Annotated in this window: 14 protein-coding genes and 1 pseudogene; 11 read left to right on the plus strand and 4 right to left on the minus strand. The window is 72.9% G+C overall.

What is annotated here, in order from left to right:
• Positions 1–87 precede the first annotated feature (87 nt).
• Together IG94_RS0132955 and IG94_RS0132960 are read left to right on the plus strand one after the other, a co-directional pair.
• Positions 88–666 (plus strand): TetR/AcrR family transcriptional regulator, encoded by a 579-nt coding sequence (locus IG94_RS0132955; RefSeq protein WP_031045896.1) that lies wholly within the window; start codon positions 88–90, stop codon positions 664–666.
• Positions 667–906: 240 nt separating this feature from the next.
• Positions 907–1,713, plus strand: a complete 807-nt coding sequence (locus tag IG94_RS0132960; protein WP_052410981.1) for an SDR family NAD(P)-dependent oxidoreductase — start codon at positions 907–909, stop codon at positions 1,711–1,713.
• A gap of 56 nt (positions 1,714–1,769) precedes the next feature.
• On the opposite strand, the gene IG94_RS0132965 is transcribed toward IG94_RS0132960, so the two are convergent.
• Positions 1,770–2,906 carry a saccharopine dehydrogenase NADP-binding domain-containing protein gene (locus IG94_RS0132965; protein WP_052410978.1) on the minus strand — a complete coding sequence of 379 codons (1,137 nt, stop codon included), beginning with the start codon at positions 2,904–2,906 and terminating at the stop codon, positions 1,770–1,772.
• Between the two features lie 127 nt (positions 2,907–3,033).
• Between IG94_RS0132965 and IG94_RS0132970 the strand changes: the two genes are divergently transcribed.
• Positions 3,034–3,642 carry a TetR/AcrR family transcriptional regulator gene (locus IG94_RS0132970; RefSeq protein WP_031045902.1) on the plus strand — a complete coding sequence of 203 codons (609 nt, stop codon included), beginning with the start codon at positions 3,034–3,036 and terminating at the stop codon, positions 3,640–3,642.
• Between the two features lie 87 nt (positions 3,643–3,729).
• Here IG94_RS0132970 and IG94_RS41075 read toward each other — a convergent pair whose 3' ends face one another.
• The gene (locus IG94_RS41075; protein WP_078892524.1) at positions 3,730–4,827 is read right to left on the minus strand and encodes an amidohydrolase family protein; all 1,098 of its coding nucleotides are present in this window, start codon (positions 4,825–4,827) and stop codon (positions 3,730–3,732) included.
• A gap of 51 nt (positions 4,828–4,878) precedes the next feature.
• Between IG94_RS41075 and IG94_RS41080 the strand changes: the two genes are divergently transcribed.
• A complete protein-coding gene (locus IG94_RS41080; RefSeq protein ID WP_248783101.1) occupies positions 4,879–5,724 on the plus strand; it encodes a LysR family transcriptional regulator in 846 nt (281 codons plus the stop codon).
• Positions 5,725–5,925: 201 nt separating this feature from the next.
• On the opposite strand, the pseudogene IG94_RS0132975 reads toward IG94_RS41080, so the two are convergent.
• Positions 5,926–7,458, minus strand: a pseudogene (locus IG94_RS0132975) (dolichyl-phosphate-mannose--protein mannosyltransferase); the annotation flags it as partial.
• Positions 7,459–7,553: 95 nt separating this feature from the next.
• Here IG94_RS0132975 and rsmI point away from each other — a divergent pair.
• The 6 genes from rsmI (at position 7,554) to IG94_RS0133005 (ending at position 13,315) form a co-directional block, all read left to right on the plus strand.
• The gene (gene rsmI, locus IG94_RS0132980) at positions 7,554–8,435 is read left to right on the plus strand and encodes a 16S rRNA (cytidine(1402)-2'-O)-methyltransferase (protein WP_031045909.1); all 882 of its coding nucleotides are present in this window, start codon (positions 7,554–7,556) and stop codon (positions 8,433–8,435) included.
• 134 nt (positions 8,436–8,569) lie between these two features.
• Positions 8,570–9,007 carry a hypothetical protein gene (locus IG94_RS0132985; RefSeq protein ID WP_031045912.1) on the plus strand — a complete coding sequence of 146 codons (438 nt, stop codon included), beginning with the start codon at positions 8,570–8,572 and terminating at the stop codon, positions 9,005–9,007.
• Positions 9,008–9,048: 41 nt separating this feature from the next.
• Complete coding sequence (locus IG94_RS0132990; RefSeq protein ID WP_031045916.1) at positions 9,049–9,948, plus strand: TatD family hydrolase; 900 nt, start codon at positions 9,049–9,051, stop codon at positions 9,946–9,948.
• 178 nt (positions 9,949–10,126) lie between these two features.
• Positions 10,127–11,386: a resuscitation-promoting factor gene (locus IG94_RS0132995; RefSeq protein WP_308043549.1), complete on the plus strand. Its 1,260-nt coding sequence runs from the start codon at positions 10,127–10,129 to the stop codon at positions 11,384–11,386.
• 133 nt (positions 11,387–11,519) lie between these two features.
• Positions 11,520–12,404 carry a 16S rRNA (adenine(1518)-N(6)/adenine(1519)-N(6))-dimethyltransferase RsmA gene (rsmA, locus tag IG94_RS0133000; RefSeq protein ID WP_031045922.1) on the plus strand — a complete coding sequence of 295 codons (885 nt, stop codon included), beginning with the start codon at positions 11,520–11,522 and terminating at the stop codon, positions 12,402–12,404.
• A gap of 14 nt (positions 12,405–12,418) precedes the next feature.
• Positions 12,419–13,315 carry a 4-(cytidine 5'-diphospho)-2-C-methyl-D-erythritol kinase gene (locus IG94_RS0133005; RefSeq protein ID WP_031045925.1) on the plus strand — a complete coding sequence of 299 codons (897 nt, stop codon included), beginning with the start codon at positions 12,419–12,421 and terminating at the stop codon, positions 13,313–13,315.
• Between the two features lie 3 nt (positions 13,316–13,318).
• Here IG94_RS0133005 and IG94_RS0133010 read toward each other — a convergent pair whose 3' ends face one another.
• Complete coding sequence (locus IG94_RS0133010; protein WP_031045927.1) at positions 13,319–13,873, minus strand: Uma2 family endonuclease; 555 nt, start codon at positions 13,871–13,873, stop codon at positions 13,319–13,321.
• 173 nt (positions 13,874–14,046) lie between these two features.
• Between IG94_RS0133010 and IG94_RS0133015 the strand changes: the two genes are divergently transcribed.
• The gene (locus tag IG94_RS0133015) at positions 14,047–15,858 is read left to right on the plus strand and encodes an ABC-F family ATP-binding cassette domain-containing protein (protein ID WP_031045929.1); all 1,812 of its coding nucleotides are present in this window, start codon (positions 14,047–14,049) and stop codon (positions 15,856–15,858) included.
• Positions 15,859–16,073: the final 215 nt, after the last annotated feature.

The raw sequence follows: 16,073 nt of genomic DNA on the forward strand, positions 1-16,073 counted from the left end.
TTCCGGACATTGATCTAGCGGCGCTAGGAGATGGAGCAACGCTAATCTTGTCGGCGCTCGATTGTCTAGCGGTGCTAGGATCGGCTCATGTCGGTACAGGAACGCAAGGAGCGTGAACGGGCGGGCCGTGAGCGCCTCATCGTGGCGACCGCCCGCGAACTCGCCGAGCAGCAGGGCTGGGACGCGGTCACCACCCGCCGGCTCGCCGAGCGCATCGAGTACAGCCAGCCCGTCCTCTACAGCCACTTCCGCGGCAAGCGCGAGATCATCGGCGCCGTCGCTCTCGAGGGTGCCGCTGAGATGGCCGCGGCGCTGCGGGGCGCGACCGCCGTCGCGGACGGCCCCCGCGCCCGGGTCACCGCGCTGGCCCGCGCCTACCTCGACTTCGCCGAGGGCAACCCGGCGGTCTACGACGCCATGTTCCGGCTCGACGGCGGCCTGGCGTTCGCGCGGGAGGACACCCCCGAGCCGCTGAAGGACGCCTTCGCCGCCTTGCTGGAGAGCCTCGGCGAGGTCGCCGGGGACGGCGTCCGTCCGGGCCTGTTCACCGAGGTGTTCTGGGCGGCCCTGCACGGCCTGGCCACCCTGACCCGGGCGGGCCGGCTGCCGCCGGAGGACGCGGGGCGGCGGGTGGAACTGCTGGTGGACCGGCTGGCCGTGGTGTGACGCACCCGCACGGTATAGAGAAAGAGTGTATAGAAGAAGTCTATGTCAATCATGCATTGGCATTATTTGCTTGCATGGCTGCGTGGGCTCTACCGTCCGGGAACGCCGGATGAGGCCTGTGCGACGGGCCTCTGGCGCATTCAGCGAGTGAGTCGTCGTTTCGGTCGGAAGACGTCTGTCGGAAGACGTCCGTCCGAAAGGCTCGCTCTCACGGACATCTCACGGACGGGGATGAGCATCATGGGCCGTCGAACGGTCGGGTCGAGCGAGGACGAGACGGTTCCGCGGGCATCCGCGCGAAGGCTCGAAGGGAAGGTCGCGCTCGTGACCGGTGCGTCCAAGGGCATCGGTGCGGGGATCGCGAGGGAGTTCGCCGCGGCCGGCGCGTCCGTCGTGGTCAACTACGCCGCGGGCGCCGGTGACGCGGAGCGCGTGGTGCGCGGTATCCGGGCCCGCGGCGGGTCCGCCGTCGCGGTGCAGGGCGACGTGTCCGACGCCGCGGACGTGGAGCGGTTGCTCACCGAGACGGTGGCCGCATACGGCCGGTTCGACGTTCTCGTGAACAATGAAGGGGTCTACTTCCCGGAGCCGTTCGAGTCGGCCACCCCGGAGCGGATCGACCGCCAGCTCTCCGTCAACGTCCTCGGCCCGATTCTCACTGCTCAAGAGGCGCTCAAGCACTTCGGCCCCGAAGGTGGCGCGATCATCAACATCGGATCTCTGGACAGCGCTCGCGCGGTACCCGGTATGGCGGTGTACGCCGCCACCAAGGGCGCCGTCGACGCCCTGACGCGCGTGCTGGCGGCCGAGCTCGGTTCCCGCGGGATCACGGTCAACACCCTGGCCCCGGGCGGTGTGGAGACGGAGGGTATCCACGCGGCCGGCTTCATCGGGAGTGCGGCCGAGGCGGAGATGGTCCAGCGCACCCCGCTCGGGCGCCTCGGCCGGCCCGAAGACCTGGCGCGGGTGGCGGTCTTCTTCGCGTCGGACGACGCCCGGTGGGTCACCGGCGAACGGCTGACCGCGTCGGGCGGCCTCCGCAGCTGACCGCCCGTCTCCCGAGCCGCTCGGGCCGGGTCCCGGGCGCGTCCGGCCGTGCCCGCTCAGCCGAGGACTGTCCCGCCCGGAGCGGGGCGGGCCGTGTCGGGGAGGAGGAACTGTCCGCCCGCCCGCTCGGCGAGGCCCGCGCCGAACAGGGCGCCGGGTGTGTAGGCGCCCGGCCGGCCCTCGCCCCGGGCGAGTCCGGCGGCCACCGCGGCGGCCACCGAGGCGGTGTAGTCCATGCCGTCGTCGGCGCGCAGCCAGCCCTCGCGGCGGGTGCCGTCCGGCCAGGTGACGACCGCGTGCCCCCAGGAGTGCCGGCGCGGGCGCGGGGTGTCCTTCATCCTGGCCTTGGCCATCCGGCGGACGGCGAAGCGCCGCAGCGGCTCGATGGACAGGAGCTTTCCGGCCGCCGGGGCCAGGGCCCGCATGACGGGCGAGGTGGGAGCCATCGCGGTGGTCACCGTGACGGACGGCGCCTTGCTGGCCCGCTGGGCGGCGAGGAGCTCGGCGGTGGGAGCGCCCGCGGACTTCGCCGGCTGGCCGTCGGGCAGGGTGAGGTTCTGGAGATCGGCGCCGAGGCGTGAGGTGGCCATGCGGCCGTCCGAGTAGCGGCGGCCGCCGGTGGTCAACGTGTCGATCACCGAGGCGGCGAAGGCGGCGCCGACGACTCCCGCGTCGAGGGACACGGAGGCCAGGGCGTCGACCCGTACGGCGACGGGGGTCGGGCGGTCCTCGCACAGCCTGAGCACGACGGCCTCGGTGGCCAGCACGCCGAAGCCGGAGCCGGTCACCAGCGTGCTGCCCGCCCGTTCGGCCTCCTCGTGCAGGTCGAGCAGTCGGGGGACGGCGGTCAGGTCCGCGGCCAGGTCCAGGTAGTGGCCACCGGGCATGCAGGCCCGGGCGAGGAGCGAGGCCGTCTCGGCGTAGTTGCCGATGCCGTTGAAGACCACGGCGGGTCGCTGCCGGGTGATCTCGGCGGCCATGCCGTCGACGCCGTCGACGACGACGGCACGTGTGCCGAGGTCCGCAGCGGTGTCGCGCAGCCGGTCGCCGCCGTTTTCGCGTCCGACCAGGACCGGCTTGAGTCCTTGGGCGGCGAGGTGGGCGGCGACCGCGCCTCCGATCCGACCGCGGGCGCCGAGGATCCAGATCTCCCCGGTCTCTCCGGACCGTGCGCCGGGTGTGGTGTCGGTCATGGGTCTGCTCCTGTTCCTGTCGTTCCGGGAACGCAGCGGTCGTCCGGCCGCCAAGTGATGTCTCACTGTGTCATCACCCACTCTAGCACTGACGACACACTGAGACGTCACTTGTTATCGTCAGACCATGGCCAGATGGGATCCCGGAACCGAGGAGCGCCTCACGCGAGCGGCGCTCGAGCTCTACACGGAGCACGGATACGACAACGTGACCGTGACGCAGATCGCCGAGCGGGCCGGGATCACCCGCCGCTCGTACTTCCGCTACTTCCCCGACAAGCGCGAAGTGCTGTTCGCCGGCTCGGAACGGCTGCCCGCCGCGATCCACGAGGCGGTCCTCGGCGCCCGCCCGGCCGCCTCCCCGCTGTCGGCGACCCTCGAGGCCCTCGCCCAGGTCGGCGGCACCCTCGTCGAACACCTCGACCGCACCGCCGAACGCCGGGCCGTGATCGCCGCCAGCCCGGAACTCCAGGAGCGGGAGCGCACCAAGTCCGCCGCGGTCACCGGCGCGATCCATGACGCGCTCCTGCGGCGAGGCGTCGACGACGGCAGCGCGCAGGCCGACGAGGAGAGCGCGAGGCTGGTGGCGCAGCTCGCCACCATCGCCCTGCAGAACGCCTTCGACCGGTGGATCGACGCGCACGGCCGGAAGGACTTCGCGTCCTGTCTCCACGCGGTCGCCGCGTCACTCCGGGACACGCTCACCGCGGACGTCGGCACCGGTCGCTCCGAATGAGAACCCTCCCACCATGAGAACCTTCCCACCGGCTACCGGTCGTCGGGCTCTTCGGCCTTCCGCCGGCAACGCCCGCGGCCGGTGCGTCTAGAGCCGGAACAGCTTCTCGGCGTTCAGGTGCGTCATCTTCTCCCGGTCCTCGTGGCCGACGGGCAGTTCCTCGATGAACGCGCGCGTCCCGTCCAGCGCCAGATACGGGTAGTCGACGGACCAGATGATCCGGTCCGCCCCCACCACCTTGTGCACGAACTCGAAGTGCGGCAGCCCCCAGATACCGCTCGGGGTGACCCACACATGGCGCCGGTAGATCTCGGTGATGGTCTCCGGCAGACCGGTTGTCTTCGGCGGCAGCGCATCGTCGAGGCGCTGCAGGAAGAACGGGACCATCTCTCCCCAGTGGCCGCTGACGACCTGGAGGCCGGGGTGCCGCTGGAAGGCTCCGGAAAGAATGAGGCGCAGCACGTGCACGCCGGCCTCGTTGTGCCAGCCCCACGCGCCGAGCGAGAGCCACGAGCTCACGGCCGGGGAGAAGCCGCCGTAGTAGGCGTCCTGCACCTGCGGCAACGGGTGGTAGGGGTGCACGTAGAGGGGCACCTGCAGTTCGCTGAGCTTGCGGAGTACCGGCGCGTACCGCGGGTCGTCCAGGAACGTCCCCCCGGGGCGGCCCGCGATGAGAACTCCCTTCAGGCCCAGTTCGCCCACGCACCTGTCCAGTTCGGCCGCTGCCGCCTGCGGGTCCTGCCACGGCAGGACCGCGAAGCCGCTCAGCCGGTCCGGATACGCCTTGATCGCGCGGGCGAGCCGGTCGTTGGCGGCCCGCGTCAGGGCCACGGCCTGGCCGGAGGGAGCGAGTTGCGCCGGCGTGGTGTACGAGATCACTTGCATCTGGATGCCGTGCTCGTCCATGGCCCTGATCCGGCCCTCGCCGAGGTCCGCGGCCAGTTCGTCGGCCTCCCGCATCGAGACGACTGTCGGATGGCCGCTGCCGCGCGGCCAGGGAGCGTTCTCGTCCTGCTGAGTCCTCATGTAAGGCGCTTCCCGCAGCAGGGCGGGCGCGGCGGCCTTCGCCATCTCCCGGTCGACCGTGTGTTCTTCGACGCAGATGATTTTCATGCCGTCATCGTCCGCTCGGCCGACGCGGCCCGTCCAAGACCTTCTGCGGCTCCCGTCATACCCTGAGGGCATCACCGTAGGGCAGGGGTACTTGTGCTGAACCCGGACCTGGACCTGCGCAAAGTGCGCTACTTCGTCGCAGTCGCCGAGCACGGGTCCTTCACCCGTGCCGCCGAAGCCCTGCACGTCGCGCAGCCCGTTCTGTCCCGCCAGATCCGTGCGCTGGAAAACGATCTGAAGGCCACTCTCTTCGACCGGGACACCAGGGGGACGCGGCTCACCGCGGCCGGCCGGGCGCTGCACGAAGAGGCTCTCAGTCTGCTCGCGGCGGCGGAAGCCACCCGCCGGCGCGTTCGCGACGCCGACGCGGGCCTGCGCAGATTCACGGTCGGGTTCACGCCCGGCGTGCCCGTCGCCCCCGCCGTTCGCGAGTTCGCCGCGCGCCACGCCGGAGTATCCGTGGAGGTGCTCCGCATGGATTTCCTGCATCGGGCCGACTCCGTCAGGGACGGTCAGGTCGACGTCGGGTACCTGCGCCTGCCCGTCCGCACGCACGGCCTGTCCGTCGAGCCGCTGTTCTCCGAGCCGCGGGTGGTGGAGCTGCCGGCCGGCCACAGGCTCGCGCAGCGCGACACGGTGCACATCGCCGACCTGGTGACCGAGCGCATGCTCCTCGGCGGCGTGCCCGAACGGCGCGACGGCTCTCCGGCGTCGCCGGAAGAACAGGCGGAGGTGCCGGTCGTCGCCGCGCGGAGCATCGAGGAACTGCTCGAACACGTCGCGGCGGGACGCGGTGTCGTGGTGGTCCCGCTCTCGACCGCCCTGTATTTCGCTCGCCCCGACATCACCCACGTCCTCGTCGACGACCTCGCCCCGTCCCCCGTCTGCCTTGCCTGGAGGAGCTCGCGGCATGACGCTCTCGTCGAGGAATACGTCGACATCGTCCGTCGGACGGCCGGCCGACCGTGAGACGCACCGGAGGGCGGGCGAGGGCGGGCGCGCCGAGGTGCCGCCCGGGACGCCGCTAGGGTCTGTCGTCACATTCCCGTCGTCCGCCCGAAGGGCGGGCCTGGCGGCGTCAGGTGCGTGCTCTGGGGGTCCCCCCGGCCGGAGGCTGGGGGAGTGCCGGGCGTCGACCGGCGTACTGGTTGTACGTGGTCGGCGCCCGGTGAGGAAGACGACGGCGTAGAACAGGAAGATCGTGCGTTCCTGGTAGAGGAACCACGGGAGGTAGCCGGCCGCCACCGCGCAGGCGATGGCGCCCGCGCGCCAGTCGCGGCGGAAGGCCCAGCGCCACAGCACGTAGAGCAGGGCGAAGCAGCCGATCCACCACAGGAGCGGCGTGCCCAGGGCCAGGACCTCGCGGGCGCACTTCTCGCCCGCGTCGGCGGGGCAGCCGTCGGAGCCGGGCGACGGGGACTCGTAGAAGTAGGAGACCGGGCGGCCCAGGACGAGCCAGCTCCACGGGTTCGACTGGTACGTGTGCGGTGACGTCAGGTGGGTGTGGAATTCGAGGACCTGCGTCTCGTAGTGCCACAGGCTGCGCCACCAGTCGGGGAAGAGCCACGACCAGGAGCTGTGCCGCCCGTCCGTCGCCGCCCAGTCGCGGTAGTAGCCGCCGGTGCCGTCGGAGGGGGAGAGGATCCAGCCCAGCCAGGAGAGGAGGTACGTCGCCAGCGCGACCGGCACCGTGGAGAGGAAGGCCCAGCCCGTGTCGTACTTCAGGACCGACAGGTGCGGGCGGTGCGCCCCCGCGACCCTGCGGGTGCCCACGTCCCACAGCACCGCCATCACGCAGAACGCGGCCATGACGTAGAGGCCGTTCCACTTGGTGGCCAGGGCCAGGCCCAGCATCAGGCCCGCCGCCAGGCGCCACGGCCGCCAGCCGAAGCGGAAGCGCTCGGCGACGTCCGCGTCCGGTCGGACCATCCCGTCGGCGTCCACGGGCAGCGCGGCGGCCAGTTTCCCGCGGGCCCAGTCCCGGTCGGCGACCAGGCAGCCGAAGGCCGCGAGGACGAAGAACATCAGCACGCTGTCCAGCAGCGCGGTGCGGCTCATCACGAAGTGCAGCCCGTCCACCGCCATCAGCGCGCCCGCCACGCAGCCGAGGAAGGTCGAGCGGAACAGCCGGCGGCCGATCCGGCACAGCAGCAGCACCGACAGCGTGCCGAGCAGCGCCGTCATGAAGCGCCAGCCGAACGGGTCGAAGCCGAACAGCAGCTCGCCCAGGCCGATGAGGTACTTGCCGACCGGCGGATGCACGACGTACGCCGCGTCGGCCGGGATCGGGACGTCGCCGCCCGAGTTCAGGATCAGGTCGTTGGCGTTCTTGTCCCAGTTGACCTCGAAACCGCGGTGGATCAGCGCCCACGCGTCCTTGGCGTAGTACGTCTCGTCGAATATCACCGCCTTCGGGCTGCCCAGGTTCCAGAAGCGCAGCACGCCCGCGAACAGCGCCACCAGCAGCGGCCCGCCCCACGCCGACCAGCGCAGGATCCGGTCGGCGACCGGCTTCGACAGGCCCAGGAAGGCCCACAGGCGCGGACTCGGGCTCGTGTACGGCGGCACCAGCCGGTCGCGGACGTCGCCGGCCGAGGGCCCCGCCGTGTAGCCGAAGCGGCGCAGCCGCTGCTGCCAGGTGGGCCGCTCGTCGTGCGGGGCCTGGCCCTGCCGGGTGTCCGTGGAGGACGCGGTACTGGTCACCGCGCCATCGTAGGGAACCGCGCTGTGCGCGTCCCGCGCATGGCCCCCACCGGGCGCTTCGCGGGGCGTCCGGGCGGTGCTGGGAGGATGGGCGAGTGACTGGAATTCTTGTACTCGCGGGCACCCCCATCGGCGACGTCCGGGACGCTCCGCCACGGCTCGCCGAGGAACTCGCCGGTGCCGACGTCGTCGCCGCCGAGGACACCCGCAGGCTGCGCCGGCTCACCCAGGCACTCGGCGTGGCGCCCGCTGGGCGTGTCGTGTCGTACTTCGAGGGCAACGAGTCCGCCCGCACCCCCGAGCTGGTCGAGGAGCTGGCCGGCGGCGCGCGCGTGCTGCTGGTGACCGACGCCGGGATGCCCTCCGTGTCCGACCCCGGGTACCGGCTGGTCGCCGCCGCCGTCGAGCGCGGCGTCCGCGTCACCGCCGTCCCCGGCCCGTCCGCCGTGCTCACCGCGCTCGCGCTGTCCGGGCTGCCGGTGGACCGGTTCTGCTTCGAGGGCTTCCTGCCGCGCAAGGCCGGCGAACGGCTGACCCGGCTGCGGGACGTGGCGGAGGAGCGGCGCACGCTCGTCTACTTCGAGTCCCCGCACCGCGTCGACGACACCCTCGCCGCCATGGCCGAGGTCTTCGGCGCCGACCGGCGGGCCGCCGTCTGCCGCGAGCTGACCAAGACGTACGAGGAGGTCAAGCGGGGCGGGCTGGGGGAGCTGGCCGTGTGGGCCGGTGAGGGGGTGCGGGGCGAGATCACCGTCGTGGTCGAGGGCGCGCCGGACCGGGGCCCCGACGAGATCGGCGCCGAGGAGCTGGTGCGCCGGGTGCGGACGCGCGAGGAGGCGGGGGAGCGGCGCAAGGAGGCGATCGCGGCGGTGGCCGCGCAGGCCGGGGTGCCCAAGCGGGACGTGTTCGACGCGGTGGTGGCGGCCAAGAACGCGGGGGCGCGAGGGCCGGAGGGGGATTCGAAGGGCTCCGCTTGACCCGGTCCTGACCTGGCGGGCACTCCGGCCAAGGGCAGCCCAAAACGCCCCAAATACTCGGCATCACCTGGTGCTTTCCCCTCCGTGGAGGAGTCCACTGGAAGGAGAGAAGCGAACGGACCGAGGGAGCCGGGATGAGCATGAGCGAGAGCACGGCACGGACCGGACCGCACGCCGGTGCCACCGCCGTCGTCCACGAGGCGTACTCCTTCGCCTGCATGCGCTGCGGGCACGGCTGGGAGCAGGCCTTCGAGATAGAGCACCGCAGGGACGGCGACGGGAACGCGTTCGTGCGCTACCTCGCGGACGGTCGCGTCGTACCCTCCCCGCTGACCCGGCCGACCTGCCCCACCTGCGACAACCACGTCGTACGGATCATGCGCCCCGGGCGGGTCGCCTCCGTGCGCGGCGCCTCGCACGGCTCCCACCGCGTGCCGCCGGCCGGCCCCCTGGAGGTGCCGCTGGTCCCCGAGACGCCCGGACCGGGAGCGCCCGGACTCTCCGGCGGGCGCCGGCACCGGCACCTCAGCGGCCTGCTGCACGCCCTCCACCTGCACCGCCGGGCGAGCTGACCCGGCACGGACCCGCCCGGGGCTTTCGTAGGATCGAAGGCATGCCTTCGAACGCCTCGAGCCGGTCCGACAAGAACGCCGCGCCTCCGCTCCCCGAGCCCCTCCGGGTGCCGGTCGCCGACTCGCACACCCACCTCGACATGCAGTCCGGCACGGTGGACGAGGCGCTCGCCAAGGCCGCGTCCGCCGGTGTCACGACCGTCGTCCAGGTCGGCTGCGACCTCGCCGGTTCCCGCTGGGCCGCCGAGACCGCCGCCGCGTACGACGCCGTCCACGCCACCGTCGCGCTGCACCCCAACGAGGCGCCCCGCATCGTGCACGGCGACCCCGACGGGTGGTCCCGGCAGGGCGCGCGGCAGCCCGGCGGGGACGCGGCGCTCGACGAGGCGCTGGCCGAGATCGACCGGCTCGCGGCGCTCCCGCAGGTCAAGGGTGTCGGCGAGACCGGGCTCGACCACTTCCGCACCGGGCCCGAGGGCAAGGAGGCGCAGGAGCGGTCCTTCCGCGCCCACATCGAGATCGCCAAGCGGCACGGCAAGACCCTCGTCATCCACGACCGCGACGCCCACGCCGACGTCCTGCGGATCCTCAAGGAGGAGGGCGCCCCCGAGCGCACCGTCTTCCACTGCTACTCCGGCGACGCCGAGATGGCCGAGACGTGCGCGAGCGCCGGGTACTACATGTCCTTCGCGGGCAACGTCACCTTCAAGAACGCCCAGAACCTGCGCGACGCCCTCGCTGTGGCCCCGGCGGAGCTGGTCCTGGTCGAGACCGACGCGCCGTTCCTGACACCGGTGCCCTACCGGGGGCGGCCGAACGCCCCCTACCTGGTGCCGGTCACGGTGCGCGCGATGGCCGCGGTACGGGGCGTCGACGAGGACACGCTGGCGGGCGCCCTCGCCGCGAACACGGCGCGCGCCTTCGGGTACCGGGCCGGCTGAGCGGGCACGCCACGCTGGGTGACCGGTCCGCTTTGTGCAGTGACCGGCGCTTCGCTAGGTTCTGGGAGCCCGATGCGGGCCCGGACCCCTGGAGTGTGTCGGCGTGAGCAGCGGAACACAGTTCGAGACCACCGCGGTGTTCGGGGGGTACGGGTATGACGCGCCGTACGAACACACCGTGCCGTACGGGCACGCCGCGCCGTATGAGTACGGCGCGTTGTACGGGCACGCCGTTCCGTACGGGCACTCGGCGCCGTTCGAACACACCGTGCCGTGCGCCCCGCGTGCGCCGGGGGACGGTTCGCGGGCCGGGAACCGGCGGCGTGCGCGGGAGAGCGGGCGGGCGGACGGCACCCTGCGCCGGCTGCTGCCGCGCGCGCTGGTCGTGGCGTTCCTGGCGGGCGGCACCAGCGCCTTCGTCGCCAAGGACAAGGCGGTCGAGCTGACCGTCGACGGCACCCCGCGCACCCTGCACACCTTCGCCGACGACGTCACCGAGCTGCTCGCCGAGGAGGGCGTCGAGGTGGGCGCCCACGATGTGATCGTGCCCGCCCCCGGCACCCCGCTGACCACCGGCGAGGACGTCGCCGTCCGCTACGGGCGGCCCGTCCTGCTCACCCTGGACGGCCACCGGCGCCAGGTGTGGACGACCGCGGAGACGGTGGAGGGGGCGCTGCGGCAGCTCGGTGTGCGGACCGAGGGCGCGTACCTGTCCACCGGGGGATCGCGGCGCATCGGCCGTGCGGGGCTCGCCCTGGTGGTGCGCACTGAGCGGGTGGTGACGGTCATGGCGGACGGCCGCGCCCGCACCGTCCGCACCAACGCCGCGACCGTGGCCGAGGCCGTCGAGCAGGCCGGTGTCACCCTGCGCGGCGAGGACACCACCTCCGTCCCCGGCACCGGCTTCCCCCGCGACGGGCAGACCGTCACCGTGCTGCGGATCACCGGCTCCCAGGAGGTCCACGAGGACCCGATCCCCTTCGACGCCCGGCGCACGGAGGACTCCTCGCTCTACCGGGGCACGGAGGTCGTCCAGCAGGCGGGCCGTCCGGGACTGCGCCGGACCACCTACGCCGTGCGCACCGTCAACGGCGTGCGGGAGAAGCCGCGCCGGCTGCGCACGGAGGTCGTGCGCGAGGCGCGCCCGCAGATCGTGCGGGTCGGCACCCGCGCCCGGCCGACGTCCGTCGAGGGCACCGGCCACCTGAACTGGCAGGCGCTGGCGGCCTGCGAGTCGGGCGGCCGCCCCGGCGCCGTCGACCCGTCGGGCACGTACGGCGGCCTCTACCAGTTCGACGCCCCCACCTGGCACGGCCTCGGCGGTGCGGGCCGCCCCGAGGACGCGCCGCCCGCGGAGCAGACGTACCGCGCCAAGAAGCTCTACGTCCGCAGCGGCGCCGGCGCCTGGCCCCACTGCGGCGCCCGGCTGCGGGGGTGAGGCCGGCCGCGGCGCCGGGACGCGGGCGTGCGGCCGACGCGGCGGGCCCCTGGCCGCAGGCAGGTGTCCCGGTCGCAGACAGGAGCCCCGGCTGCCGACAGGAGGCCCCCGCGCCCCCGGCTACCCTTGCGGAGTGAGCAGCCCCGTCCCCGACACCCTTCTGGGCCCCGCCGACGTCCGTGAACTCGCGGCCGCCCTCGGCGTACGCCCCACCAAGCAGCGCGGCCAGAACTTCGTGATCGACGCGAACACGGTCCGCCGTATCGTCCGCACCGCCGAGGTACGCCCCGACGACGTGGTGGTCGAGGTGGGTCCGGGTCTCGGCTCGCTCACCCTGGCCCTGCTGGAGACCGCCGACCGGGTCACCGCCGTGGAGATCGACGACGTACTCGCCGGAGCCCTGCCCGCCACCGTCGCCGCCCGCCTGCCGGAGCGCGCCGACCGGTTCGCGCTCGTGCACTCCGACGCGATGCGGGTGACCGGGCTCCCCGGCCCCGCCCCGACCGCGCTGGTCGCCAACCTGCCCTACAACGTGGCGGTCCCCGTCCTCCTCCACATGCTCGACACCTTCCCGAGCATCGAGCGCACCCTCGTCATGGTCCAGGCCGAGGTCGCCGACCGGCTCGCCGCCGGACCGGGCTCGAAGGTGTACGGCGTGCCGTCCGTGAAGGCCAACTGGTATGCCGAGGTCAAGCGCGCCGGGTCCATCGGCCGTACCGTCTTCTGGCCCGCGCCGAACGTCGACAGCGGCCTCGTCTCGCTCGTCCGGCGCGCGGAGCCGCTGCGGACGACCGCCTCCCGGCGCGAGGTCTTCGCCGTCGTCGACGCCGCGTTCGCCCAGCGCCGCAAGACCCTGCGGGCCGCGCTCGCCGGATGGGCGGGGTCGGCCGCCGCCGCCGAGGCCGCGCTGGTCGGCGCGGGCGTTTCGCCGCAGGCGCGTGGCGAGGCGCTGACCGTGGAAGAGTTCGCCCGTATCGCCGAGCACAAGAAATCCCTTGCCGCCGGGCAGGAGAAATAGGGAGTGACGAGCAAGTGAGCGTGACGGTCCGCGTCCCCGCCAAGGTCAACGTCCAGCTCGCGGTCGGCGCCGCCCGCGCCGACGGCTTCCACGACCTCGCCAACGTCTTCCTCGCGGTCTCCCTGTACGACGAGGTCACCGCGACCCCGGACGCCGACGGGCTCCGCGTCACCTGCGAGGGCCCGGACGCCGGTCAGGTCCCCCTGGACCGCACCAACCTCGCCGCCCGTGCGGCCCTCGCCCTCGCCGAGCGGTACGGCTGCGCACCCGACGTCCACCTGCACATCGCCAAGGACATCCCGGTCGCCGGCGGCATGGCGGGCGGCAGCGCCGACGGCGCGGGCGCGCTGCTCGCCTGCGACGCCCTGTGGGGCACCGGCGCTTCCCGCGACGAGCTCCTCGCCCTCTGTGCCGAGCTGGGCAGCGACGTGCCGTTCAGCCTGGTCGGCGGGGCGGCGCTGGGCACCGGGCGGGGCGAGCGGCTGACGGAGCTGCAGGTGGGGGGCGACTTCCACTGGGTCTTCGCGCTGGCCGCGCGGGGGCTGTCGACGCCGGCCGTCTTCCGCGAGTTCGACCGGCTGGGGGAGGGCCTGGACATCCCGGAGCCGGCCGCCGACCAGGCGGTGCTGGACGCCCTCGCCAAGGGCGACTCCGCCGCGCTCGCCGTCGCCGTCACCAACGACCTCCAGCCCGCCGCCCTCTCCCTCTTCCCCGAGCTGTCCGACACCCTCGCGGCGGGCCGGGCGGCCGGCGCGCTCGCGGCGCTGGTCTCGGGCTCCGGCCCGACGACGGCCTTCCTCGCCCCGGACGCCCGCTCCGCCTCCGACATCGCCGGCGTCCTGCGGGCGTCGGGCACCTGCCGCGACGTGCGCACGGCGGTGGGGGCGGCGGCGGGGGCGACGGTGGTGTGAGGCTCAGCGGTTGTCGATGGCGGTCAGGTCGATGTCGATGTCGTAGGGGACGCTGATCCTCAGGCGGTCGTGGTGGATGCCGGTGAGGGTGTAGGCGCCGGTGTCCTCGTCGCGGCGGTGGACTGCCACAACCGGACGCTGAGTTCTGCTGTCCATCTCGACCAGCCAGAAGTGAGGGATGCCGGCGGCGGCGTACTTGTGCGGCTTGGTGCCGCGGTCGCGTGCCTCGGTGTCCGGGGCGACCACCTCGGCGGCGAGCAGGACGTCTTCGGCCCGGTAACCCATGTCGTCCCATCCGGTGATCGCTTCCGCGTGGATCAGGCTCACGTCGGGTTCCAGGCCGTTGCGCCGGTCCAGGACGACGGTCATGTTCCGCCGGACACGGAAAACGGGCGGCAGGGTCCGGCGCAGGCCGTTGAGCAGGAGATCTCCCGTGATCGAGTGGAAGCGGTTCTGCGGGCGGGGGAAGTACAGGTGCCCGTCGATCAGATCGGCGCGGCACGGAAGATCCGGCAGGGTGAACAGGTCGGCCAGGGTGTAGTCGCCCACAGCGGTCATGGTCCCTCTTTTCTTGCTCTCACCGGCGGTGACGTCGGTTCGCGCCGGCGGAGGCCCTCGCTCTCACCTACAGCAACGAGCGACCGGCCCCGCCCGCATCACCCCGCCCGCGACTCCCCACCCCCCGGAGGGCCTACGCTTGAAGGCTGATCGATCCCCCAGTCAGGAGAGAAATGGCCGTCAATCTGGTCAATGTCGAGAACGTCAGCAAGGTGTACGGCACCCGTGCACTCCTCGACGGCGTGTCGCTCGGCGTCTCCGAAGGGGACCGCATCGGTGTCGTCGGGCGGAACGGCGACGGCAAGACGACGATGATCCGGATGCTGGCCAGGCTGGAGGAGCCGGACACCGGCCGGGTCACCCACTCCGGCGGGCTGCGGCTCGGCGTGCTCACCCAGCACGACTCCCTCGACCCCGCCGCCACCGTCCGGCACGAGGTCATCGGGGACCTGGCCGACCACGAGTGGGCGGGCAACGCCAAGATCCGCGACGTGCTGACCGGGCTGTTCGGCGGCCTCGACATGCCGGGGTTCCCGCAGGGGCTCGACACCGTCATCGGGCCGCTCTCCGGCGGTGAGCGGCGCCGGATCGCGCTGGCCAAGCTGCTCATCGAGGACCAGGACCTGGTCGTCCTGGACGAGCCCACCAACCACCTCGACGTCGAGGGCATCTCCTGGCTCGCCCGGCACCTGCGCGAGCGGCGGTCCGCGCTCGTGTGCGTCACCCACGACCGGTGGTTCCTCGACCAGGTCTGCACCCGCATGTGGGACGTGCAGCGCGGCGACGTCTACGAGTACGAGGGCGGCTACTCCGACTACGTCTTCGCCCGCGCCGAGCGCGAGCGCATCGCCGCCACCGAGGAGACCAAGCGGCAGAACCTGGTCCGCAAGGAGCTGGCCTGGCTGCGGCGCGGGGCGCCCGCCCGGACGTCCAAGCCGCGCTTCCGCGTCGAGGCCGCCAACGAGCTGATCGCCGACGTGCCGCCGCCCCGGGACAGCAGCGAGCTGATGAAGTTCGCCTCGTCCCGGCTGGGCAAGACCGTCTTCGACCTGGAGGACGTCACCGTCCAGGCCGGCCCCAAGGTGCTGCTCAAGCACGTGACCTGGCAGCTCGGCCCCGGCGACCGCATCGCCCTGGTCGGCGTCAACGGCGCCGGCAAGACCTCCCTGCTGCGTGCCATGACCGAGGCCGCCCGCAGCGACGGCGAGCAGCAGCCCGCGGGCGGGCAGGTGCGGGTCGGCAGGACCGTCAAGCTGGCGTACCTGTCGCAGGAGGTCGACGAGCTGGACCCCGACTGGCGGGTCCTGGAGGCCGTGCAGCGGGTGCGCGAGCGCGTCGACCTCGGCAAGGGGCGCGAGATGACCGCCGGGCAGCTGTGCGAGACCTTCGGCTTCGGCAAGGAGAAGCAGTGGACGCCGGTCGGCGACCTGTCCGGCGGTGAGCGGCGGCGGCTCCAACTGCTGCGGCTCCTCATGGACGAGCCCAACGTCCTCTTCCTCGACGAGCCCACCAACGATCTCGACATCGAGACCCTGACCCAGCTGGAGGACGTCCTCGACGGCTGGCCCGGCTCGATGGTCGTCATCTCCCACGACCGGTTCTTCGTCGAGCGGACCACCGACCGGGTCTTCGCCCTCCTCGGCGACGGCGCGCTGCGCATGCTGCCGCGCGGTATCGACGAGTACCTGGAGCGGCGCCGGCGGATGGAGGAGGCCGCCGAGGCGAGCGCCCCGGCCGCGGCCAGGCCCGCCACCGCCGGGTCCGAGAAGAGCGCCGCCGACGTGCGCGCCGCCAAGAAGGAGCTGCAGAAGATCGAGCGGCAGCTGGACAAGGTCTCCGAGAAGGAGACGAAGCTGCACGCGCGGATCGCCGAGAACGCCACGGACTTCGCGAAAGTGGCCGAACTCGATGCGGAGCTGCGGGAGTTGACGGGACAGCGGGAGGAGCTGGAGATGCGCTGGCTGGAACTCGCCGAGGACGCCTGAGCCTCCCGCGTCCGCCCCGCCCCGCCCGTGCGTCACCGTGGGGGCAGCGGGAGCGGGTGATGTAAAGGCCGCGTGAAGACGCGTAACAGAGGCATCACGGGCCGGTCCTCCCTTGGGAACAGCGGTGGACGCGGCCCGGTGGGGGGCCGGCCGCGGGTGATAGAAAGGCCGTCCGAGGACTGTCCGAGGACTGTCCGAGGCATGTGGAACGATCG

Source organism: Streptomyces olivaceus (genome assembly GCF_000721235.1).
Classification (GTDB): Bacteria; Actinomycetota; Actinomycetes; order Streptomycetales; family Streptomycetaceae; genus Streptomyces; species Streptomyces olivaceus.

Excerpts from the sequence above, each read along its gene's own strand:
- IG94_RS0132990 (WP_031045916.1), top strand. The coding sequence starts at position 9,049 with ATGCCTTCGAACGCCTCGAGCCGGTCCGACAAGAACGCCGCGCCTCCG.
- IG94_RS0132970 (WP_031045902.1), top strand. The coding sequence starts at position 3,034 with ATGGCCAGATGGGATCCCGGAACCGAGGAGCGCCTCACGCGAGCGGCG.
- IG94_RS0132960 (WP_052410981.1), top strand. The coding sequence starts at position 907 with ATGGGCCGTCGAACGGTCGGGTCGAGCGAGGACGAGACGGTTCCGCGG.
- IG94_RS41075 (WP_078892524.1), bottom strand. The coding sequence starts at position 4,827 with ATGCCCTCAGGGTATGACGGGAGCCGCAGAAGGTCTTGGACGGGCCGC.
- IG94_RS0133015 (WP_031045929.1), top strand. The coding sequence starts at position 14,047 with ATGGCCGTCAATCTGGTCAATGTCGAGAACGTCAGCAAGGTGTACGGC.
- IG94_RS0133010 (WP_031045927.1), bottom strand. The coding sequence starts at position 13,873 with ATGACCGCTGTGGGCGACTACACCCTGGCCGACCTGTTCACCCTGCCG.
- IG94_RS0132965 (WP_052410978.1), bottom strand. The coding sequence starts at position 2,906 with ATGACCGACACCACACCCGGCGCACGGTCCGGAGAGACCGGGGAGATC.
- IG94_RS0132955 (WP_031045896.1), top strand. The coding sequence starts at position 88 with ATGTCGGTACAGGAACGCAAGGAGCGTGAACGGGCGGGCCGTGAGCGC.
- IG94_RS0132985 (WP_031045912.1), top strand. The coding sequence starts at position 8,570 with ATGAGCATGAGCGAGAGCACGGCACGGACCGGACCGCACGCCGGTGCC.